Source organism: Micromonospora sp. WMMB235, assembly GCF_001855515.1.
Lineage (GTDB): Bacteria > Actinomycetota > Actinomycetes > Mycobacteriales > Micromonosporaceae > Micromonospora > Micromonospora aurantiaca.
This window is the reverse complement of record NZ_MDRX01000001.1, coordinates 1,883,583-1,907,471: the sequence shown is the minus strand read 5'-3', so window position 1 is coordinate 1,907,471 and position 23,889 is coordinate 1,883,583. Positions and strand designations below refer to the sequence as shown.

At 75.6% G+C, this 23,889-nt stretch carries 2 protein-coding genes; both read left to right on the top strand.

What is annotated here, in order from left to right; genetic code table 11:
• The first annotated feature begins 138 nt into the window (after positions 1-138).
• On the top strand, positions 139-999 hold the full coding sequence (locus BFV98_RS07720; protein WP_013285631.1) for a metallophosphoesterase: 861 nt from the start codon (positions 139-141) through the stop codon (positions 997-999).
• Between the two features lie 324 nt (positions 1,000-1,323).
• Complete coding sequence (locus BFV98_RS07715; protein ID WP_071095642.1) at positions 1,324-23,886, top strand: type I polyketide synthase; 22,563 nt, start codon at positions 1,324-1,326, stop codon at positions 23,884-23,886.
• Positions 23,887-23,889 lie beyond the last annotated feature (3 nt).

The following is a 23,889-nucleotide window of genomic DNA, read 5'->3' as shown; positions in this document are numbered from 1 at the left end:
GTATCCCGTCTAGGGGTGTGCCGGTGCGGGCCCGGCTCCGTAGGGTCGGAGCACGCCAGGCCGTCTCGCCCTGCCCACCGGCAGCCGAGCGGTACGGATGTGGGTGCGTGCGGTACCCCGGATGGACGGGAGGTCCGCATGGCCGGATCCGGCTTGCCTCAACTGCTCGCCATCAGCGACCTGCACGTGGTGCACGCGGAGAACAAGGCCATCGTCGAGCGGCTGCGGCCGGAGCGCGACGGCGACTGGCTCGTCGTCGCCGGCGACGTCGGGGAGTTCGTCGGCGACATCGAGTGGGCGCTGGGACTCCTCAGCCGCCGCTTCGCCAAGGTCATCTGGGCCCCCGGCAACCACGAGCTGTGGACTCCCCGCGAGGACCCGATCCAGCTGCGGGGGGACGCGCGCTACCAGCACCTGGTGCAACTGTGCCGGGGGCTCGGGGTCATCACCCCGGAGGACCCGTACCCCGTCTGGGACCAGCAGGGCGACGACCCGGTCCTGATCGCGCCGCTGTTCCTGCTCTACGACTACACCTTCCGGCCCCCGGGGACGTACACGAAGGAGCAGGCCCTGGCACGGGCCCACGAGGTCGGCGTGGTCTGCACCGACGAGATCCTGCTGCATCCGGACCCGTACCCGACGCGGGACGCCTGGTGCCGGGCGCGGCTGGCCCTGACGGAGCGGCGGCTGACCGCCGAGCGCGGCGGGCTGCCCACCGTCCTGGTCAACCACTTCCCGCTCGTGCGCGAGCCCACCCGGATCCTGCGGTACCCCGAGTTCGCCCAGTGGTGCGGCACCGAGGCCACGGCCGACTGGCACGTCCGCTTCGACGCCCGCGTCGCCGTCTACGGCCACCTGCACATCCCGCGCACCACCTGGTACGACGGGGTCCGGTTCGAAGAGGTCTCGGTCGGCTACCCACGGGAGTGGCGCCGCCGCTCGACGCCTCCCGGCCGACTGCGCCGCATCCTGCCGTCGGCCGCCGGACAGCCCGCCTGAGCGGCCCTCGCGGCGCTGGTCACCGCCGCTCGCCGGGCCTGCCGCGACGCCGCTCGCGGGCCGGTCGATCAGGGGTTCTCTAGGGGTTGGGCGGGCCTTTGGCGCTCAGTACCGTCCAGTCACGGTGGCGGGCATGTGTCGGCGGACCTGTCCGGCGTGGCGGGCGCCTGAGCAGGCACGACAACCGGAATCAGGAACAGGTGTGGGGTCGGTGAGCCGAACGGCCGCGTCTCCGCCCACCTGTGCACGAAGCCGGCCGTCGGCGGTGGTGTGGTCAACGAATCGGCAGATTCCGATCGATAGCAAGCTCTGGGCGGGTGGGTCATGGCGGACGAAGACAAGCTCCTCGAACACCTGAAGTGGGTGACCTCCGAGCTCCGCCTGGCGCGTCGGCGCCTGACCGAGCTGGAGGACGAGGACGCCGAGCCGATCGCAATCGTCGGCATGGCCTGCCGTTTCCCCGGCGGCGTCGCCTCACCGGAGGACCTCTGGGACCTCGTCGCCGGCGGGGTGGACGCCACCGGCACGTTCCCCGACGACCGGGGCTGGGACCTCGACGGGCTCTACGACCCCGACCCCGACCACCCCGGCACCACGTACAGCAACCGGGGCGGCTTCCTGCGCGACGCCGGCCTGTTCGACCCGACCCTGTTCGGGATCTCGCCGCGCGAGGCGCTGGCCATGGACCCGCAGCAGCGACTCCTGCTCGAGGTGACCTGGGAGGTCTTCGAGCGGGCCGGCATCGACGCCGCGTCGGTGCGGGGCAGCCGTACGGGGGTGTTCGTCGGCACCGCGGGGCAGGACTACACGTCCGTGCTGCGGCAACTGCCCGAGGGCACGGAGGGCTACGTCCTCACCGGCACCGCCGCGAGCGTCATGTCCGGCCGGCTGGCGTACTCCTTCGGGCTGGAGGGGCCGGCCGTCACCATCGACACCGCCTGTTCCTCGTCGCTGGTCGCCCTGCACCTCGCCGGTCAGGCCCTGCGCGACGGCGAGTGTTCCCTCGCTGTGGCCGGCGGCGTCACAGTGCTGGCCACGCCGGGTGCCTTCGTCGAGTTCTCCCGCCAGCGGGGGCTCGCCTCCGACGGGCGGTGCAAGGCGTTCTCCGCCGACGCCGACGGGACCGGCTGGTCCGAGGGCGTCGCCATGCTGCTCGTCGAGAAGCTCTCCGACGCCCGGCGCAACGGGCACCCCGTCCTGGCGGTGATCCGGGGCAGCGCCGTCAACCAGGACGGCGCCAGCAGCGGGCTGACCGCCCCCAACGGCCCCTCGCAGCAGCGGGTCATCCGGCAGGCGCTGGAGAACGCCCGGCTCAGCCCGTCCGACGTGGACGCCGTCGAGGCGCACGGCACGGGCACCCGGCTCGGCGACCCGATCGAGGCGCAGGCGCTGCTGGCCACGTACGGGCAGAGCCGCACCGCCGACCGCCCGCTGTGGCTGGGCTCGCTGAAGTCGAACATCGGCCACCCCCAGGCCGCGGCCGGCGCCGGCGGCGTCATCAAGATGGTGATGGCGATGCGGCACGGCGTGCTGCCGCCCACCCTGCACGTGGACCGGCCCTCACCGCACATCGACTGGTCGACCGGCGCGGTGGCCCTGCTCGACGAGGCGCGCCCGTGGGCCGGCGGCGAGCACGTCCGCAGGGCCGGCGTGTCGTCCTTCGGCATGAGCGGCACGAACGCCCACCTGATTCTGGAGCAGGCGCCGGCCCCCGACCCGGCCGGCGACGACGCCACCTGGTCCCGTCGTCCCACCGTCGTGCCCGTGCTGCTCTCCGCCGCGCAGCCGGCCGCGCTCGCCGCCCAGGCCGACCGGTGGGTCCGCCGGCTGACCGGCGACGAGCGACAGCGCCCGCTCGACGTGGCCTTCTCCTCGGCGGTGGCCCGCACGACGCTCGACCGGCGCGCGGTGCTGCTCGCCGGGGACCGCACGGGTCTGCTGGCGGGCCTGCGGTCCCTGGCGGCCGGCGAGCCGTCGGGCATCGTGGTCGCCGGCCAGGCCGGGGACCGGGGTCCGCTGGCGGTGCTCTTCTCCGGCCAGGGCGCGCAGCGCGCCGGCATGGGCCGCGAGCTGTACGCCGAGTTCCCCGTCTTCGCCGCCGCCCTCGACGAGGCGTGCGGGCACTTCGACCGGGTTCTGCCGCGCCCGCTCAAGGAGGTGCTGTTCGCACCGGAGGGCTCCGCCGAGGCGGAGCTGCTGGACCAGACCGCGTTCACCCAGGCCGGACTCTTCGCCGTCGAGGTGGCGCTGTTCCGGCTGGTCGAGTCGATGGGCGTCGCGCCGGACTACGTGGGCGGGCACTCGATCGGGGAGATCGCCGCCGCGCACGTGGCCGGGGTGCTGTCGCTCCAGGACGCCTGCCTGCTGGTGGCGGCGCGGGGCCGGCTGATGCAGGCGCTGCCGTCCGGCGGGGGCATGCTCGCCGTGGCCGCCGACGAGGCGGCCGTGGCGGAGTCGATCGCCGGGCTGACCGACCGGGTCGGCATCGCCGCCGTCAACGGCCCGGCCTCCGTCGTGGTCTCCGGCGCCGTCGACGCCCTCGACGAGGTCGAGCGCGTCTGGCGGGACCGGGGCGCGCGTACCCGCCGGCTGACCGTCAGCCACGCGTTCCACAGCCCGCTGATGGAGCCGGTGCTGGAGCGCTTCCGCGGCATCGTCGAGCGGCTGACCTTCGCCGCGCCCACGCTGCCGATGGTGTCGAACGTGACAGGTGCGCTCGCCGACGCCGACGAGATCCGCACCCCGGACTACTGGGTTCGCCACGTCCGCGAGGCGGTTCGCTACGCCGACGGGCTCGCCGCGCTGCGCGACGCCGGGGTCGACACGTTCCTGGAGGTCGGGCCGCGGAGCGTACTGACCGCGATGACGGCCGACGCGCTGCCCGGCGACGACGTGCTCGCCGTCGCCGCCCAGCGCCCGGACCGGCCCGAGACGCAGGCGCTGCTGCACGCCCTCGCCGAGCTGCACGTGCACGGGGTGCCGGTGTCCTGGCGGGAGTGGTTCGCCGACACCGGCGCCGCCCGGGTCGACCTGCCCACGTATGCCTTCCAGCGGGAGCGGTTCTGGCCCGAGGTGCTGCCGTGGCGGGTCGGCGACGTGTCGGGCGCCGGCCTCGGCGTCGCGGGGCACCCGCTGCTCGGCGCGGCGGTGCGGCTCGCCGGCGACGACGAGGTGGTGCTGACCGGCCGGCTGTCGACGTCGACGCACCAGTGGCTGGCCGACCACGTGATCGCCGGCGCCGTGGTGGTGCCGGGCACCGCCCTGGTGGAGCTGGCGGTCCGCGCCGGCGACGAGGTCGGCGCGTCGCGGGTACGGGAGTTGACCGTGGCGGCGCCGCTGGTGCTGCCCGCGTCCGGCGCGGTACGCGTCCAGGTGCGCGTCGGCGCGGCCGACGAAGCCGCCGTGCGGACGGTGTCCGTGTACTCCCAGCCCGAGGACGACGAGACCGAGTGGGTGCGGCACGCCGACGGCCTGCTCGAACCGGTGTCGACCGACGAGCCGGGCCTCGGCGAGTGGCCGCCGGCGGCGGCGACCGAGGTGGACCTGACCGGCTGGTATCCGGCACTGGCGGAGCACGGCCTGTCGTACGGGCCGGTGTTCCAGGGCGTACGGCGGGCCTGGACGGCCGACGGCGAGGCGTACGCCGAGGTGGCGCTGCCGGACGGGACGGCCGGCGAGGCGGGCGCGTTCGGGGTGCACCCGGCGCTGCTGGACGCCGCGCTGCACCCGGTGGCGCTGCTGCTCGCGGCCGAGGCCACGGGCGGCCCGCGCGTGCCGTTCGCGTTCGAGGGCGTGCAGGTGCACGCCTCGGGCGCCCGGACGCTGCGGGTGCGGCTGACCCGGGACGGCTCCGGGGTGCGGCTCGTCGCCTGCGACGGCTCGAACGCGCCGGTGGTGTCGGTGGACTCGCTGGTGCTGCGCGAGATGACCGCGACGGCGACCCGGGGCGCCGCCGCCCGCTCGCTGTACGAGGTGACCTGGCAGGCGGAGCAGATCGACGGCGTGGACGACCTCGCGGGCTGGGCGGCGCTGGGCGGTGCCGTCCCGGCCGCGCTGGCGGAGCTGCCGGTCTTCGCGGACGTGGCGACCCTGGCGGCGGCCGGCACCACGGCCCGGCAGGTGCTGCTGCCGGTGCCGACCGGCGACCCCGGCGTCGCCGTGCCGGAGGCCGTACGGACGCTCACCGGCTCCGTCCTGGACGTGCTGCGCGCCTGGCTCGCCGCCGACGCGCTGGCGGAGTCGAAGCTCGTGGTGGTGACCCGCGGCGCGGTGGCCGCCGCGGACGACGACCGGGTCGGCGACCTGGCCGCCGCCGCCGTCTGGGGCCTGCTGCGCTCGGCGCAGTCCGAGCACCCGGGGCGGATCGTCCTCGCCGACGTCGACGGCGAGCTGACCGCCGCGACCCTCGCCGTGCTGGCCGGGGCGGCGGTCGACCCGTCGGTCTCCGGCGGCCAGCTCGCGGTGCGTGGCGAGCGGACCCTCGTGCCGAGGCTGGCGCGACCCGCGGGCGACGAGCTGACGCCGCCGCCCGGCCCGTGGCACCTCGCCCCCGTCACCGGCGGCACACTGGACGGGATCGCGCCGGTGCCGGCCGCGCCCGCCGAGCTGGGCGAGGACCAGGTGCGCATCGCGGTGCGCGCGGCCGGCGTGAACTTCCGTGACGTGCTGATCGGGCTGGGCATGTACCCGGATCCGGCGGCCGTGCTGGGCAGCGAGGGCGCGGGCGTCGTGGTCGAGGTCGGCCCGGGCGTGACCGACCTGGCTCCCGGCGACCGCGTGCTCGGCATGTTCGAACTCGGCTTCAGCCCGCAGGCGGTGGCACACCGGCAGCGGATCGCCAGGATGCCCGCCGACTGGTCCTTCACCCAGGCCGCGTCGGTTCCGCTGGTGTTCCTGACCGCGTACTACGCGCTGCGGGACCTCGCCGGGCTGCGTTCCGGTGAGTCGGTGCTGATCCACAACGGCGCGGGCGGCGTCGGCATGGCCGCGATCCAGCTCGCCCACCACCTCGGCGCCACCGTCCACGCGACGGCGAGCCCCGGGAAGTGGGGCGTGCTGCGGGAACTCGGGGTGGCCGAGGAGCGGATCGCGTCGTCGCGGACCACCGAGTTCGAGCAGACCTTCGGGGCGGCCACCGGCGGCGCCGGCGTCGACGTGGTGCTCGACGCGTTGGCCGGTGAGTTCGTGGACGCGTCGCTGCGGCTGCTGCCGCGCGGCGGCCGGTTCGTGGAGATGGGCAAGGCCGACGTACGCGACCCGGAGGCGGTCGCCGCCGGGCATCCGGGCGTGGTCTACCGCGCGTTCGACCTCAACGAGGCGGGCAGCACCCGTATCGGGGAGATGCTCACCGAGCTGCTCGACCTGTTCGCGCGGGGCGCGCTGCGCCCGCTGCCCGTACGGGCGTGGGACGTGCGTCAGGCCCGGCAGGCACTGCGGCACGTCAGCCAGGCCCGCCACGTCGGCAAGGTGGTGCTGCGCATCCCCGCGCCCGTGGACCCCGAGGGCACCGTGCTGGTCACCGGCGCGGCCGGAACCCTGGCCGGCGTGCTCGCGCGGCACCTCGTCGCCACCGGCCAGGCCCGGCACCTGCTGCTGGCCTCCCGCCGCGCACCCGGCCGGGACGACGCGTACGCCACCCTGGTCCGGGAACTGACCGACGCGGGCGCCGACGTCACCGCCGTGGCCGTCGACGTCAGCGACCCCGCCCAGGTCGCCGAGCTGGTCGCCGGGATCGACCCGGCGCACCCGTTGACCGCTGTGGTGCACACCGCCGGGGTGATCGCGGACGCGACCATCGGTTCGCTGGACGAGTCCGCTCTGCGTACGGTGCTGGCGCCGAAGGTGGACGCGGGTTGGGTGTTGCACGAGGCCACCGCGCACCTGGACTTGTCGGCGTTCGTGCTGTTCTCGTCGGTGGCGGCCACCCTCGGCTCGCCGGGGCAGGGCAACTACGCGGCGGCGAACGCGTTCCTCGACGCCCTCGCCGAGCACCGGCGCGAGCAGGGGCTGCCCGCCACCAGCATCGCCTGGGGCATGTGGGCCACCGACAGCACGATGACCGCCCACCTCGACGGCGACGACCAGCAGCGGCTGCGGCGCGTCGGGATGAGCCGGCTCTCCCCGGCCGAGGGCGCCGAACTCTTCGACGCCGCCCTGCCGGCCGCCCGACCGGTCGTCGTCGCGGCCCGCCTCCACGTCACCGGCGAGGCCAGCGGTGTGCCGCCGCTGATGCGGTACCTGCTGCGTGGCGGCGGCCGACGCCGTACCGCCGGCGACCGGCCGACCGCCGGCGCGTCGTGGCGGGAGCGACTCGACGGCCTGTCCGAGGCCGATGCCCGCCAGGCGCTCGTCGACCTGGTCTGCGGCCAGGCCGCCACGGTGCTGGGGCACGCCTCGGCGCAGTCGGTTCCCGCCGCCCGGGCCTTCAAGGACCTGGGCTTCGACTCGCTGACCTCGGTGGAACTACGCAACCGCCTCGGTGCGGCCACCGGGCTGCGACTGACCGCCACGCTGGCCTTCGACCACCCCACCCCGGCCCGGCTGGCCGAGCACCTGTTCGCGCAGCTCCGCCCGGCCACGGGCACCGGCGCCACCGTCCGTACGGTCGTCACCGCAGACGCCGACGAGCCGATCGCCATCATCGGCATGGCCTGCCGCTACCCGGGCGGCGTCGCCACCCCCGAGCAGCTGTGGCAGCTCGTCACCTCCGGGGCCGACGCCGTCGGCGACTTCCCGGCCGACCGCGGCTGGGACCTCGACCGGCTGTACGGCACGGACGGCGACCAGGCCGGCGGCACCGTCACCCACCAGGGCGGCTTCCTCTACGACGCGGCCGACTTCGACGCCGGCTTCTTCAACATCAGCCCCCGCGAGGCCCTCGCCATGGACCCGCAGCAGCGGCTGCTGCTGGAGACCGCCTGGGAGAGCTTCGAGTACGCCCGCATCGACCCCGCCGCCCTCAGCGGCACCGCCACCGGTGTCTTCGTCGGCGCCGCCTCCTCCGGCTACGCCACCAGCGGACGTGACGACCTGGACGGCCTCGAGGGGCACTTGCTGACCGGCACGGCGGGCAGCGTCGCCTCCGGACGGGTCGCCTACATGTTCGGCCTCGAAGGCCCGGCGGTCACCGTCGACACCGCCTGCTCCTCGTCCCTGGTGGCGCTACATCTCGCCGCCCAGGCGCTGCGCGGCGGCGAGTGCGACATGGCCCTGGCCGGCGGGGTGGCACTCATGGCGCAGCCCGGCATGTTCTCCGAGTTCTCCCGGCAGGGCGGGCTGGCCCCCGACGGGCGGTGCAAGGCGTTCGCCGCCGGCGCGGACGGCACCGGCTGGTCCGAGGGCGTCGGCATGCTGCTCGTGGAGCGACTCTCCGACGCCCGGCGCAACGGCCACCGGGTGCTCGCGGTGCTGCGCGGCTCCGCGGTCAACTCCGACGGCGCGTCGAACGGGCTGACCGCCCCGAACGGCCCGTCCCAGCAGCGGGTCATCCGCCAGGCCCTGGAGAACGCGCGGCTCGACCCGGCCGACGTGGACGCCGTCGAGGCGCACGGCACCGGCACCGTCCTCGGCGACCCGATCGAGGCGCAGGCGGTGCTGGCCACCTACGGGCAGGACCGCGCCGACGGCGAGCCGCTCTGGCTCGGCTCGATCAAGTCGAACATCGGCCACTCCCAGGCGGCGGCCGGGGTGGCCGGCGTGATCAAGATGGTGCTGGCGATTCGGCACGGCGTGCTGCCGCCGACCCTGCACGTGGACCAGCCCTCGCCCCACGTCGACTGGAGCGCCGGGGCCGTCGCCCTGCTCACCGAGGCCCGGCCGTGGCCCGCCGTCGACCGGCCGCGCCGGGCCGCCGTGTCGTCGTTCGGCATCAGCGGCACCAACGCGCACACCATCATCGAGCAGGCGCCCGACGAGCCGGCCCCGGCGACGCCCGCGCCGGCGGGGCACGTTCCCGGCCTGGTCGGGCCCGCCGCCGTACCCCTGCCGGTCTCCGGCAGAAGCCCCCGCGCGCTCCGGGCGCAGGCCGCCCGCCTCGGCGAACGGCTCGCCGGCGACGCCGGCCTCGACCCGCGCGACCTCGGCTTCTCCCTGGCCACCCAGCGGGCGCACCACCCGTACCGGGCGGTCGTCGTGGCCGCCGACCGGGACGACGCGCTCGCCCGCCTGGCCGCCCTCGCCGACGGCGACAGCTCCCCGGCGGGCGCGGACGCCGCGTCGAAGGTCGTCTTCGTCTTCCCCGGCCAGGGTTCCCAGTGGACGTCGATGGCGCTGGACCTGATGGAGACCTCGCCGGTCTTCCGGCAGCGGATGGGCGAGTGCGCCGAGGAACTGTCCCGGCTGGTCGACTGGTCCTTGGAGGACGTGCTGCGGCAGGCGCCCGGCGCGCCACCCCTGGACCGGGTGGACGTGGTCCAGCCCGCGCTCTTCTCCGTCATGGTGTCCCTCGCGCAGCTCTGGCGCTCGTGCGGCGTGGAACCGGCCGCCGTCGTCGGGCACTCGCAGGGGGAACTCGCCGCGGCCTGCGTCGCCGGCGCGTTGACCCTCGCCGAAGCCGCGCGGCTCGTCGTGGCGCGCAGCCGCGGCCTGCTGGCGATCGCGGGTCGCGGCGGCATGGTCTCCGTCCCGCTCCCGGCCGCCGACACCGAGCGGCTCATCGCGCCGTGGCGGGGCAGCCTCTCCGTCGCCGCCCTCAACGGCGTCGCCGTGACCGTGGTCGCGGGCGACTCGGCGTCGGTCGCCGAGCTGCTCGCGCACTGCGCCGAGCGCGACGTCCGCGCCCGCCAGGTCGCCGTCGACTTCGCGGCGCACAGCGGCCACGTCGACCCGATCCGCGACGAGGTGACCGCCGGGTTCGGCACTGTGGACCCCCGCACCAGCACCGTGGCCTTCCACTCCACCGTCACGGGCGAGCCGATCGACACCGCCGGGCTCGACGCCGACTACTGGTACCGCAACCTGCGGGAAACGGTCCGGCTGGCACCGGTCGTGGACCAGCTGATCGAGCAGGGCTTCCGGACCTTCGTCGAGGTCAGCCCACACCCCGTACTCAAGATCGCCGTGCAGGACGCGCTCGACCGGGCGGCCGGCGGCGGCGTGGTGGTGGGCTCGCTGCGCCGCGACGAGCACGGGCCGCGGCAGCTGCTGGCCAACCTCGGCGAGCTGCACGTCGCCGGTGTGCCCGTCGACTGGTCGCGCGTCTTCGCCGGCTCCGGCGCCACCCCTGTCGACCTGCCCACGTACGCCTTCCAGCGGGACCGGTTCTGGCCGGCGCTGGACCGCTCCGCCACCGGCGACGTGTCGGGCGCGGGGCTGGGCGCGGCCGGGCACGGGCTGCTCGGCGCGGCGGTGCGCCTCGCCGGCGACGACGAGGTCGTGCTGACCGGCCGGCTGTCGGCGTCCACGCACCCGTGGCTGGCCGACCACGTGGTCGGCGGCGCCGTGGTGCTGCCGGGCACGGCCCTGGTCGAGCTCGCGGTGCGCGCCGGCGACGAGGTCGGCACCTCCCGGGTGCGGGAGCTGACCGTCGCCGCGCCGCTGGTGCTGCCGAACCCGGGCGCGGTCCGCGTGCAGGTGCGCGTCGGCGCGGCCGACGGCTCCGGAACCCGGAGCGTGGCGGTGCACTCGCAGCCCGACGGCGACCCCGGGGACTCCTGGACGCGGCACGCCGACGGTCTGCTGGAGCAGGCCACCGACGAGCCGACGCTGGGCTCCTGGCCGCCGGCCGGGGGCACCGAGGTGGACCTCGCCGGCTGGTATCCGGCGCTCGCGGAGCGCGGCCTGGCCTACGGGCCGGCGTTCCGGGGCCTGCGGCGGCTGTGGACCGCCGGCGACGAGGCGTACGCCGAGGTCGCCCTGCCGGACGAGGCGGCCGACGACGCCGCCGGCTTCGCCGTGCACCCGGCGCTGCTGGACGCCGCCCTGCACCCCGTCGGGCTGCTGACGGCCGAGCGCTCCGGCGGACCGCGCGTGCCGTTCGCGTTCGAGGGCGTGCAGGTGCACGCCTCCGGCGCCAGGACGCTGCGGGTACGGCTGACCCGGGCGGGCTCGCGCGTGCGGCTGGTGGCCGGCGACGAGTCCGGCGCGCCCGTGGTGTCAGTCGAGTCGCTCGCCATGCGGGAGATGACCGACGCCACCGGCGCGGAGGCCGCGCAGCGGTCGCTGTTCGAGGTGACGTGGCCGGTCGAGGCGGTCACCCCGGCGCGGGACGTCACCGGCTGGGCGCTGCTTGGCGACGGACCCGCCCCGGCGGGCCTCGCCACGCCGGTGTTCCCGACCGTCGACGAGCTGACCGCGGCGGTCGCGGCCGGCACGGTCGAGGCGCCCCGCGCGCTCGTGGTCTCCGTGCCCGCCGGCACCCCCGGGGGCGACCTGCCCGACGAAGTCCGTACGGCCACCGCTCGTGTCCTGGCCGTGCTGCACTGCTGGCTGGACAGCGAGGCGCTGACCGACACCACGCTCGTGGTGCTGACCCGCGCGGCGGTGGCCGCCACCCCGGCGGACGCGGTGCGGGACCTGCCCGGCGCGGCGGTCTGGGGTCTGCTGCGCTCGGCGCAGTCCGAGCACCCGGGGCGGATCGTCCTCGCCGACGTCGACGGGGACCTCACCCCGGCCACCCTCGCCGTGCTCGCCGCCGTCGCCGAGAACCCCTCGCCGACCGGCGGCCAGGTGGCCGTACGCGGCGACGAGGTGCGCACGCCCCGCCTGGGCCGGCCCGCCGGCCAGGCCGCCGACGAACTCGTCCCGCCGGACGGACTGTGGCGGGTCGGGGCGGTCAGCCCCGGAACCCTCGACGGTGTCGGCATGGTGCCCGCCACCTCCGTCGCCCTGGACGCGGGTCAGGTGCGCATCGCGGTGCGCGCGGCCGGCGTGAACTTCCGTGACGTGCTGATCGGGCTGGGCATGTACCCGGATCCGGCGGCCGTGCTGGGCAGCGAGGGCGCGGGCGTCGTGGTCGAGGTCGGCCCGGGCGTGACCGACCTGGTCCCCGGCGACCGCGTGCTCGGCATGTTCGAGCCGGCCTTCGCCCCCGAGGTGATCGCCACCCGCGACCTCGTGGCGAGGATCCCCGCCGGTTGGTCCTTCGCGCAGGCCGCCTCCGTGCCGGTGGTGTTCCTGACCGCGTACTACGCGCTGCGGGACCTGGCCGACCTGCGGGCCGGTGAGTCGGTGCTGATCCACAACGGCGCGGGCGGCGTCGGCATGGCCGCGATCCAGCTCGCCCGGCACTGGGGCGCGACGGTGTACGCCACCGCCAGCCCCGGCAAGTGGGGCGTGCTGCGGGAACTCGGGGTGGCCGAGGAGCGGATCGCGTCGTCGCGGACCACCGAGTTCGAGCAGACCTTCGGGGCGGCCACCGGCGGCGCCGGGATGGACGTGGTGCTCGACGCGCTGGCCGGTGGCTTCGTGGACGCGTCGCTGCGGCTGCTGCCGCGCGGCGGCCGGTTCGTGGAGATGGGCAAGGCCGACGTACGCGACCCCGAAACGGTCGCCGCCGGGCATCCGGGCGTGGTCTACCGCGCGTTCGACCTCAACGAGGCCGGGCACCGACGCATCGGGGAGATGCTCACCGAGCTGCTCGACCTGTTCGCGCGGGGCGCGCTGCGCCCGCTGCCCCTGCGGGCGTGGGACGTACGCCAGGCCCGGCAGGCACTGCGCCACATGAGTCAGGCCCGCCACATCGGCAAGGTCGTCCTGCGGGTGCCCGCCCCCGCCGACCCGGACGGCACCGTGCTCGTCACCGGCGCCGGTGGCGCCCTCGCCGGCGTGTTCGCCCGGCACCTCGTCGCCACCGGCCAGGCTCGGCACCTGCTGCTGGCCTCCCGCCGTGGCCCCGAGCACTACCGGGAGCTGGTCGACGAGCTGACCCGCGCGGGCGCCCGGGTCACCGCCGGCACCGCCGACGTGACCGACCCCGCGCAGGTGACCCGGCTGCTGGAACTGGTGGACCCGGCGCACCCGTTGACGGCTGTGGTGCACACCGCCGGGGTGATCGCGGACGCGACCATCGGTTCGCTGGACGAGTCCGCTCTGCGTACGGTGCTGGCGCCGAAGGTGGACGCGGGTTGGGTGTTGCACGAGGCCACCGCGCATCTGGACCTGTCGGCGTTCGTGCTGTTCTCGTCGGTGGCGGCCACCCTCGGCTCGCCGGGGCAGGGCAACTACGCGGCGGCGAACGCGTTCCTCGACGCCCTCGCCGAGCACCGGCGCGAGCAGGGGCTGCCCGCCACCAGCATCGCGTGGGGGCTGTGGGCCACCAGCAGCGCCATGACCGCCCACCTGGGCGGCAGCGAGCACCGCAAGGCGATCCGCGCCACCAGCGCCCCGCTGACCGACCGGCAGGGCGTGGCACTGTACGAGCTGGCGCGACAGCGCGACGCGGCGCACCTCGTCCTCATGAACCTGCCGCCGGCGTCGCGGCCGACCGGCCAGAACGTGCCCAGCCTGCTGCGGGACCTCGTCCGCGCGGGCGGACCGGCCCGGCGCGCGGTGGGGCGCGGCCTCGCGGACACCGCCTCCGTACGGGACCGGCTGGCGACGCTCGGCCCGGCGGAGCGGCGCTCCCACCTGCTCGACCTGGTGGCCACCAGCGTGGCTGCAGTGCTCGGGCACCGCTCGGCCGAGACCGTCGACGCCCAGCGCGCCTTCAAGGAACTGGGCTTCGACTCGCTCACCTCGGTGGAACTGCGCAACCGGCTCTCCGCCGCCACCGGCCTGCGGCTGCCCGCGACCGTGGCGTTCGACTACCCGACCCCCGTGGTGCTCGCCGAGTTCCTGGACCGGGAGCTCGGCGGCGCGGCGACCGTGGACCGGCCCGTGGCGGCCGGCACCGCCGCCGCCCTCGACGAACCGATCGCCATCATCGGCATGGCCTGCCGGTTCCCCGGCGACGTGCAGACCCCCGAGCAGCTGTGGGACGTGGTCACCGCCGGCACCGACGTCATCTCGCCCTTCCCCACCGACCGGGGCTGGAACCTCGACGACCTGCGCGCCGGCGACCAGGACCCGGACGCCGTACCGCGGCAGGGCGGCTTCCTCCACGACGCCGCCCAGTTCGACGCCGCCTTCTTCGGGATCTCCCCCCGCGAGGCCCTGGCGATGGACCCGCAGCAGCGGCTGCTGCTGGAGACCTCCTGGGAGGCATTCGAGCGGGCCGGGATCGACCCCCACTCGGCGCGGGGCAGCAGCACCGGCGTCTACGTCGGGCTCATCTACCACGACTACGCCTCCCAGGCCGCCGGCGGCACCGACGACCTGGACGGCCACGTCGGCAACGGCAGCGCCGGCAGCGTCGCCTCCGGCCGCATCTCGTACCTGTTCGGCCTGGAGGGCCCCGCCGTCACCGTCGACACCGCCTGCTCGTCGTCGCTGGTGGCGCTGCACCTGGCCACCCAGGCGCTGCGGCAGGACGAGTGCCGCCTCGCCCTCGCCGGCGGGGTGAGCGTCATGTCCACCCCCGGCATGCTCACCGAGTTCTCCCGGCAGCGCGGCCTGTCGCCCGACGGGCGGTGCAAGGCGTTCGGCGCAGGCGCCGACGGCACCGGCTTCGCCGAGGGCGTCGGCATGCTCCTGCTGGAGCGCCTCTCCGACGCGCAGCGCAACGGCCACCGGGTGCTCGCCGTCGTCCGGGGCAGCGCCGTCAACCAGGACGGCGCCAGCAGCGGCCTGACCGCGCCGAACGGCCCCGCCCAGCAGCGGGTGATCCGGCAGGCGCTCGCCAACGCCCGGCTCGCCACCACCGACGTCGACGCCGTCGAGGCGCACGGCACCGGCACCGCCCTCGGAGACCCGATCGAGGCACAGGCGCTGCTGGCCACGTACGGGCAGGGCCGACCGCAGGACCATCCACTGTGGCTGGGGTCGGTCAAGTCGAACATCGGCCACGCCCAGGCGGCGGCCGGTGTCGCCGGTGTGATCAAGATGGTGCTGGCGATGCGGCACGGCATCCTGCCGCCGACTCTGCACGCCGAGAAGCCGTCCCCGCACATCGACTGGACGGCCGGGTCGGTCGCCCTTCTCACCGAGGCGCGGCCGTGGCCGGCCGTCGACCGGCCCCGCCGCGCGGCGGTGTCGTCGTTCGGCATCAGCGGCACCAACGCCCACACCATCGTCGAGCAGGCCCCCGAGCCCGCCCCGGCGCAGGCCGCACCCGCCACGGGCGTCCCGGGCGACCTCGTCGCCTGCGTCCTGTCGGCCCGCGACGCCGCCGCCCTGCACGAGCAGGCGCGCCGGCTGCGGACCCTCGTCGACGGCGAGCCGGACCTGACCGTCGCCGACGTCGGCCGGGCGCTCGCCACCGCCCGCAGCGCCTTCGAGCACCGCGCCGTGCTGCTGCCCGGCGACCGCGCCGGACTGCTCACCGCCCTCGGCGCGCTGGCCGACGGCGAGCCCTCGGCCGCCGTCGTGCGGGGAATCGCCCGCAGCGGCCGCACCGCCGTCCTCTTCTCCGGTCAGGGCGCGCAGCGCGCCGGTATGGGTCGTGAGCTGTACGGGGCGTTCCCGGTGTTCGCCGCGGCCCTGGACGAGGTGTGTGCTCACCTGGATCCGCTGCTGCCGCGCCCGCTGCGGGAGGTGTTGTTCGCCGGGGCGGGTACGCCTGAGGCGGAGCTGCTGGACCAGACGGTCTTCACCCAGGCGGGCCTGTTCGCGGTCGAGGTGGCCCTGTTCCGGTTGGTCGAGTCGTTGGGTGTCGTGCCGGACCTGGTGGCCGGGCACTCCATCGGTGAGATCGCGGCGGCGCACGTGGCGGGCGTGCTCTCCCTGGCCGACGCGTGCGCGCTGGTCGCGGCGCGGGGTCGGCTGATGCAGGCTTTGCCGGCTGGTGGTGGCATGCTCGCCGTCGCCGCCGACGAGGCGGCGGTGGCCGAGTCGATCGTCCCGTTCGCCGACCGGGTCGGCGTCGCCGCCGTCAACGGCCCCACCGCCGTGGTGGTCTCCGGCGCCGCCGAGGCCCTCGACGAGGTGCAGCGGGCCTGGACGGACCGGGGTGTGCGTACGCGCCGGCTGACCGTCAGCCACGCGTTCCACAGCCCGCTCATGGAGCCGATGCTGGCCGAGTTCCGGCAGGTGCTCGACGGGCTGACGTTCCACTGGCCCGTCCTGCCGATCGTGTCGAACCTGACCGGCCGGATCGCGGACCCCGACGAGATCGGCACCCCCGACTACTGGGTCCGCCACCTACGGCAGACCGTCCGGTTCGCCGACGGGGTCGCGAGCCTGCGTGAGCGCAACGTCCGTACGTTCCTCGAACTGGGCCCCGACGCGGTGCTCGCCGGCATGGTGGGCGCCTGCCTGCCGGACGACGACGCGGCGACGGTCGTGGCGACCCTGCGCCCCGGCCGACCCGAGCCGGCGTCGCTGGTCCACGCGCTTGCGGAGCTGTACGCGCACGGCACGCCGGTCACCTGGACCGCGCTCCTGCCGGCCGGAACCCGCCCCGTCGACCTGCCGACGTACCCGTTCCAGCGGCAGCGCTTCTGGCCGGCCGTGGGCCGGCTGCGCGCCGGCGACGTCAGCGGCGCCGGCCTCGGCGTGGCCGAGCACGGGCTGCTCGGCGCTGCCGTGGACCTGGCCGGCGACGACGAGATCGTGCTGACCGGCCGGATCTCCCCGACCACCCACCCCTGGCTGGCCGACCACGTCGTCTCCGGCGTGACGCTCGTTCCGGGCACGGCCCTCGTGGAGCTGGCCGTCCGCGCCGGCGACGAGGCGGACCTGCCGCGGCTGCGGGACCTGACGGTGCTCGTGCCGCTGGTGCTCCCCGAGTCCGGCGCCGTACGGATCCAGGTGCGGGTGTCCACGTCGGAGTCCCCGCAGCGTCCCGTCGCCGTCTACTCCCGCCCCGACGACGATCCCGAGGCGGGCTGGACCCGGCACGCGGAGGGCGTGCTGGAACCGGCCACGGCCGACGAACCGCAGCCGGCCGCCTGGCCGCCCGCCGGCGCCACCGAGGTGGACCTGACCGGCTGGTACCCGGCGCTGCTCGAACACGGCCTGTCGTACGGGCCGGTGTTCCAGGGGCTGCGCCGGGTGTGGACCGGCGAGGACGACGTCTTCGCCGAGGTGGTCCTGCCGGACGACGCGGCGACCGAGGCGGCGCGCTTCGGCGTGCACCCGGCGCTGCTGGACGCCGCCCTGCACCCGATCGGGCTGCTGCCCGGCACCGAGGAGCCGGGCGGGCCGCGCGTGCCGTTCGCCTTCGAGGGCGTGCAGGTGCACGCCTCCGGCGCGAGGCTGCTGCGGGTGCGGTTGACCCGCAACGGCTCCGCGGTGCGGCTGACCGCCCGCGACGAGGCGGGCGCGCCGGTGGTGTCGGTGGACTCCCTCGTCCTGCGGGAGCTGACCGGCGTGGCCGCCCCGAGCGCGGCGTCGCGTTCCCTGTTCGAGGTGGCCTGGCAGGCCGAGGAGGCCGACCCGGTCGACGACGCGTCGGGCTGGGCGGTGCTGGGCGGGCCGGCCCTGCCGGGCGTCCCCGGCGGCCCGTCCGCCGAGACGATCCGGCAGCTGCGCGCCGCCATCGACGCCGGCATCGCCCCGCCGCGCCTGCTGCTCTTCACGCCGGCCGCGTCGCCCGCCGACGACGGCGACCCGGCGCGGACCGTCCGCACGGTCACCGCCGACGTGCTGGGCCTGGTGCAGGCGTGGCTGGCCGTCGACGCGCTGGCCGACTCGAAGCTCGTGGTGGTGACCCGGGGCGCGCTGGCCGTCCGCGACGGGGACCGGGTGACCGACCTGGCCGCGGCGGCGGTGTGGGGCCTGCTGCGCTCCGCGCAGTCCGAGCACCCGGGCCGCATCGTCCTGGCCGACGTCGACGACGCGATCGACCCCGGCACGCTGGGCGTCCTGGCCCGCTTCGCCGCGGACCCGGCCGGCGGCCAGTTGGCCGTCCGCTCGGGTGGGGTGTTCGTGCCGCGTCTGGTGCGTGCGGTCGCCCCGGCGTCGGTGGAGACGCCGGTCGTGGGTGACGGTGCGGTGCTGGTGACCGGCGGTACGGGTGCGCTCGGTGCGTTGGTCGCGGAGCACCTGGTGTCGGTGCACGGCGTGCGGTCGCTGGTGCTGGTGTCGCGGCGCGGTCCGGAGGCCGCCGGTGCGGGCGAGCTGTCGGAGCGGTTGTCGGCGTTGGGTGCGTCGGTGCGGGTCGTTGCCTGTGACGTGACGGACCGGGACCAGGTCGGCGCGCTGGTGGCCGAGGTCGCCGCAGAGGGTCGGCTGGCGGGTGTGGTGCACACCGCTGGTGTGCTGGATGACGGTGTGGTGGAGGGGCTGACGGCGGAGCGGTTGGCGGGGGTGTTGGCGCCGAAGGTGTCGGCGGGTTGGTTCCTGCACGAGGCGACGGCGGGTCTGGATCTCGACTTGTTCGTGGTGTTCTCGTCGGTTGCTGGTGTGCTGGGTTCGCCGGGTCAGTCGGCGTATGCGGCGGGTAACGCGTTCCTGGACGGGTTGGCGGTGTATCGGCGGCAGCTCGGGTTGCCGGCGGTCAGTCTGGCGTGGGGCATGTGGGACACGGCAGGCATGGCCGCGTCGATCGGCGGCAACGACCGGGCCCGTACGGCACGCGCCGGCCTGCGGCCGATGAACGCCCGCACCGGCCTGGAACTCTTCGACGCCGCCGTGGGGGCGGAGCGGGCGGTGCTGGTGCCGGCCGCGATCGACGTACCCGCGCTGCGGGCGGCAGCCGCCGGCGCGGTCGTACCGCCGATGCTGCGCAACCTGGTCGACGTGGCGACGACCCGCCGCCGCGCCGGCCAGGGCGCCCCCGGCGGCTGGGCCGAGCGCCTCACCGGGCTCAGCGCCGAGGAGGGCCTCGCACAGGTCGACGAGCTGATCCGGGGCCTGGTCGCGCAGGTCCTCGGGCACGGCGGCGCCGAGGCGGTGCCGGCGGACCGGGCGTTCAAGGACCTGGGCTTCGACTCGCTGACCGCCGTCGAGCTGCGTAACCGGGTGAACGGCGCGACCGGCCTGCGCCTCACCTCGACCCTGGTGTTCGACTACCCGTCCCCGCAGGTCCTGGCGGCCCACGTGTACGCGGAACTCGCCGGCACCCGGCCCGGTGCCGTCGCGGCCGACGAGGCGACGACCGGCGACGCCGACGAGGCGATCGCGATCGTCGGCATGGCCTGCCGCTACCCCGGCGGGGTGGAGTCTCCCGACGAGCTGTGGAGGCTGGTCAGCACCGGTGGGGAGGGCATCGGGGAGTTCCCGGCCGACCGGGGCTGGGACCTGGAGTCCCTGTACGACCCGGACCCCGACCACGCCGGCACCTCGTACACCCGCCACGGCGGCTTCCTGTACGGCGCGGCGGAGTTCGACCCCGGCTTCTTCGGCATCTCGCCGCGCGAGGCCCTCGCCATGGACCCGCAGCACCGGCTGCTGCTGGAGGCGTCCTGGGAGACGTTCGAGTCGGCGGGCCTGGACCCGTCGGGCCTGCGGGGCAGCCGGACCGGTGTCTTCGCGGGCGTCATCTACCACGACTACTCGACGCGCCTGATGGAGACGCCCGAGGTCGAGGGCTACATCGGCACCGGCAACTCGGGCAGCGTGCTGTCGGGCCGGGTGGCGTACACGTTCGGGCTCGAGGGCCCGGCGGTGACCGTGGACACGGCCTGCTCGTCCAGCCTGGTGGCGTTGCACCTCGCGGTGCAGGCGCTGCGCAGCGGCGAGTGCGACCTGGCGCTGGCCGGCGGCGTGACGGTGATGGCCACGCCCGGCACCTTCGTGGAGTTCTCCCGGCAGCGGGGCCTGTCGGCCGACGGCCGGTGCCGGTCGTTCGCCGCGTCGGCCGACGGCACGGGCTGGTCCGAGGGTGTGGGCGTGCTCCTGGTGCAGCGCCTGTCGGACGCCCAGCGTGAGGGACGGCGGATCCTGGCGGTCGTACGCGGCAGCGCTGTGAACCAGGACGGTGCGTCGAACGGTCTGACCGCGCCGAACGGTCCGTCGCAGCAGCGGGTGATCCGGCAGGCGCTGGCGTCGGCGCGGCTGTCGCCGTCCGATGTGGACGTGGTCGAGGCGCACGGCACGGGCACGACGCTGGGTGACCCGATCGAGGCGCAGGCCGTCCTGGCCACGTACGGGCAGGACCGGCAGGGGCGGGAGCCGCTGTGGCTCGGCTCGGTCAAGTCGAACATCGGGCACGCACAGGCGGCAGCCGGTGTCGCCGGCGTGATCAAGATGGTCATGGCGATGCGCCACGGCCTCGTCCCGCCGACCCTGCACGTGGACGAGCCGTCCCCGCACATCGACTGGTCGGCGGGGGCGGTGGCCCTGGCCACCGAGCCCACTCCGTGGCCGCGGGTGGACCGTCCGCGTCGGGCGGCGGTGTCGTCGTTCGGGATCTCCGGCACGAACGCGCATGTGATCATCGAGCAGCCGCCGGCCGGGACGATCGAGGGTGAGGTCGTCGCGCGCGAGGTGCCGGCGGTGGTGCCGGTGCTGTTGTCGGCCCGCGACGTGGCCGGGCTGTCGGCGCAGGCGGGCCGGTGGGCGGGGTGGCTGGCGGCCGGCGAGGCTCCGCGTGTGGTGGATGTGGCGTGGTCGTCGGTGGCGTCGCGGTCTGTGCTGGAGCACCGGGCGGTTGTGTCCGGCGCGAGCCGGGATGAGCTGTTGGCGGGTCTCGCGGCCGTGGCGGCCGGCGAGCCGTCGGGAGCTGTCGTGACCGGCGCGGCGGGTCAGCGTGGTCAGCTTGCGCTGTTGTTTTCGGGTCAGGGTGCGCAGCGTGTGGGTATGGGCCGGGAGTTGTATGGCGGGTTCCCGGTGTTCGCGGCGGCGTTGGATGAGGTGTGCGGACATCTGGATTCGTTGTTGCCGTGTCCGTTGCGGGGGGTGTTGTTCGCGTCGGCGGGGACTGCTGAGGCGGAGTTGTTGGATCAGACGGTGTTCACGCAGGCCGGGTTGTTCGCGGTCGAGGTGGCGTTGTTCCGTCTGGTGGAGTCGTTCGGGATCGTTCCCGACGTGGTGGCCGGTCACTCGATCGGTGAGGTGACGGCGGCGTATGTGGCGGGGGTGTTGTCGCTCGCGGATGCGTGTGAGCTTGTGGCGGCGCGGGGTCGGTTGATGCAGGCGTTGCCGGCGGGTGGCGGGATGTTGGCGGTGGCGGCGGACGAGGCGGCGGTGGGGGATTCGCTCGCGGGGTTGGCGGACGTCGGTGTTGCGGCGGTCAACGGTCCGGCTGCTGTGGTGGTGTCGGGTGCCGTCGAGGCTCTCGACGCGGTGGAGCGGGTCTGGCGTGGGCGGGGTGTGCGGACGCGTCGGTTGGCGGTGAGTCATGCGTTCCACAGTCCGTTGATGGAGCCGATGCTGGCGGAGTTCCGGGCGGTGCTGGAGGGGCTGGCTTTCGCGGCGCCGTTGTTGCCGGTGGTGTCGAATGTGACCGGTGCGCTGGCTGACACCGAGGAGATCCGCAGCCCGGAGTACTGGGTGCGGCATGTGCGGGAGGCTGTGCGCTATGCCGACGGTGTCGCTGCCCTGCGGGCTGCTGGGGTGGACACGTTCCTGGAGGTCGGCCCGCAGAGTGTGCTGACCGCGATGAACGCCGACGTGCTCGCCGAGGACGCGCTCGCGGTGGCCGTGCAGCGCCGGGACCGGTCCGAGACGCAGGCGTTGCTGCACGCCCTGGCCGAGCTGCACGTCCACGGCGTGCCGGTGTCATGGACGCAGTGGTTCACCGACACCGGTGCCGCCCGGGTCGACCTGCCCACGTACGCCTTCCACCGCGAGCGGTACTGGCCCGAGCCGGCGAGCCGGCCGAGACAGACGGCGACCCACGGCGGCGACGCCGACTTCTGGAACGCCGTCGAACGCGGCGACCTGAACGCCCTCGCCGCGCAGTTCGGCGACGACGGCACCGCCCTGGACGCCCTCACCCCGGCCCTGCCGGTCCTGTCGAACTGGCACCGGGCGCGTACGCAGCGGGCCGTCCTGGACGCGTGGTCGTACCGGGTCGGATGGAAGCGCACCGACATCACCGCCGAACCGGCGCGGCCCGGCGTGTGGCTGCTCGTGACGGCGCAGGACGACCTGGCGGACGGCACCCGGGCGGAGGCGGTGACCAAGGCCCTCGCCGAGGTCGGCGCCGACGTGGTCCGGCTCACCGTCGACCCGGTCGGCACCGACCGGGCGGGCCTCGCCCGACGGCTGGGCGACGCGCTGGCCGACGGCCCCGTCACCGGCGTGCTCTCCCTGCTCGGCCTCCGCGACCAGCCGCACCCCGCCCACCCGGCCGTGCCGGTCGGGGCGGCCGCCACGCTGCTGCTGCTCCAGGCGCTGCACGACACCGGGGCGACGACCCGGCTCTGGTGCCTGACCCGGGGCGCGGTCAGCACCGGCGACGGGGACACCGTGCACGCCGTCGCCCAGAGCGGGCTCTGGGGCCTGGGGCTCGTGGCGGGCCTGGAACACCCCCACCTGTGGGGCGGGCTGGTGGACCTGCCCGAGCAGGTCGACGCGACGGCCTGGGACCGGCTGGTGCGGGTGGTGACCGGCGCCGGCGACGAGGACCAGCTGGCCGTGCGCCCCTCCGGGGTGTTCGTCCGTCGCCTGGTCCGCTCGGCACCTACCGTTCCCGACGCGGCGCAGCGGTGGCGGCCGTCCGGCACCGTGCTGGTCACCGGCGGCACCGGCGCGCTGGGCGCGCACGTGGCCCGCTGGGCGGCGGCCGACGGGGCGGAGCACGTCGTGCTGACCAGCCGCCGGGGCGAGCGCGCCCCCGGGGCGGCCGAGCTGTGCGAGGAGCTCACCGCCCAGGGCGTACGGGCGTCGGTCGTGGCCTGCGACGTCGCCGATCGCGACCAGGTGGCGGAGCTGCTGGCCCGCCTCGACGAGGATCCCGCACCGCTGACGGCCGTGGTCCACGCGGCGGGCGCCGGCGAATCCGGTCTGATCGCCGACACCGACCTGGCCGCGTTCGCGGGCGTGCTCGACGGCAAGGTGGCCGGCGCGCTGCACCTGGACGCCCTGCTCGGCGACCGGCCGCTGGACGCGTTCGTGCTCTTCTCCTCCATCGCCGGGGTGTGGGGCAGCGGCGGACAGTCCGCGTACGCCGCCGGCAACGCCTTCCTCGACGCGCTCGCGGAGCAGCGGCGCGGCCGGGGCCTGGCGGCGACGTCCGTGGCCTGGGGACCGTGGGCCGACGGCGGCATGGCCACCGGCGAAGCCCAGCAGATGCTGGCCCGGCGCGGCCTGACCGCCATGGCGCCGGCCGACGCCGTGCACGCCATGCGGTACGCCGCCGGCCTGCCCAGGGCGGCACTGACCGTGGCGGACGTCGACTGGGCGGTCTTCGCCCCGGCGTACGCCTCGGCCCGCCCCCGGCCGCTGCTCGACGACATCGCCGAGGCCCGGGAGGCGCTGCACGCCCACGCCGGGGAGCAGCAGCCCGGCGCTGCCGATGCCCTGCGGGAGCACCTGCTCACCCTGCCCCGCCCCGAGCGGGTCCGGCACCTGGTCGACCTGGTCCGTACCCACGCCTCGGCCGTGCTCGGCCACGCGGGCACGGACCGGGTCAAGCCCCAGCGGGCGTTCAAGGAACTCGGATTCGACTCGCTGACGGCGGTCGAGCTGCGCAACCGACTCACCGGCGCCACCGGCCTGTCACTGCCCGCGACCCTCGTCTTCGACCACCCGACCCCGGCCGTGCTCGCCGAGAACCTGCTCGACGGCCTGCTGCCCGAGGCGGCGCAGGCGGACGACGGCGACCCGGCGGAGGCGGCCGTCCGGCAGACGCTCGCGGCGATACCGCTGGCTCGCCTGCGCGAGGCGGGGCTGCTGGACCTGCTGCTCAACCTCGCCGACGCCGACGGCGGTACCGGGGCCGAGCCCACCGACGAGGCCCTGGACCTCGACGACCTCGACACCGACACCCTCGTCAGGCTGGCGCTTGACGGAACCGATTCCTGACCG

Coding starts and splice junctions, on each gene's coding strand:
- BFV98_RS07720 (WP_013285631.1), top strand. CDS start 139: ATGGCCGGATCCGGCTTGCCTCAACTGCTCGCCATCAGCGACCTGCAC.
- BFV98_RS07715 (WP_071095642.1), top strand. CDS start 1,324: ATGGCGGACGAAGACAAGCTCCTCGAACACCTGAAGTGGGTGACCTCC.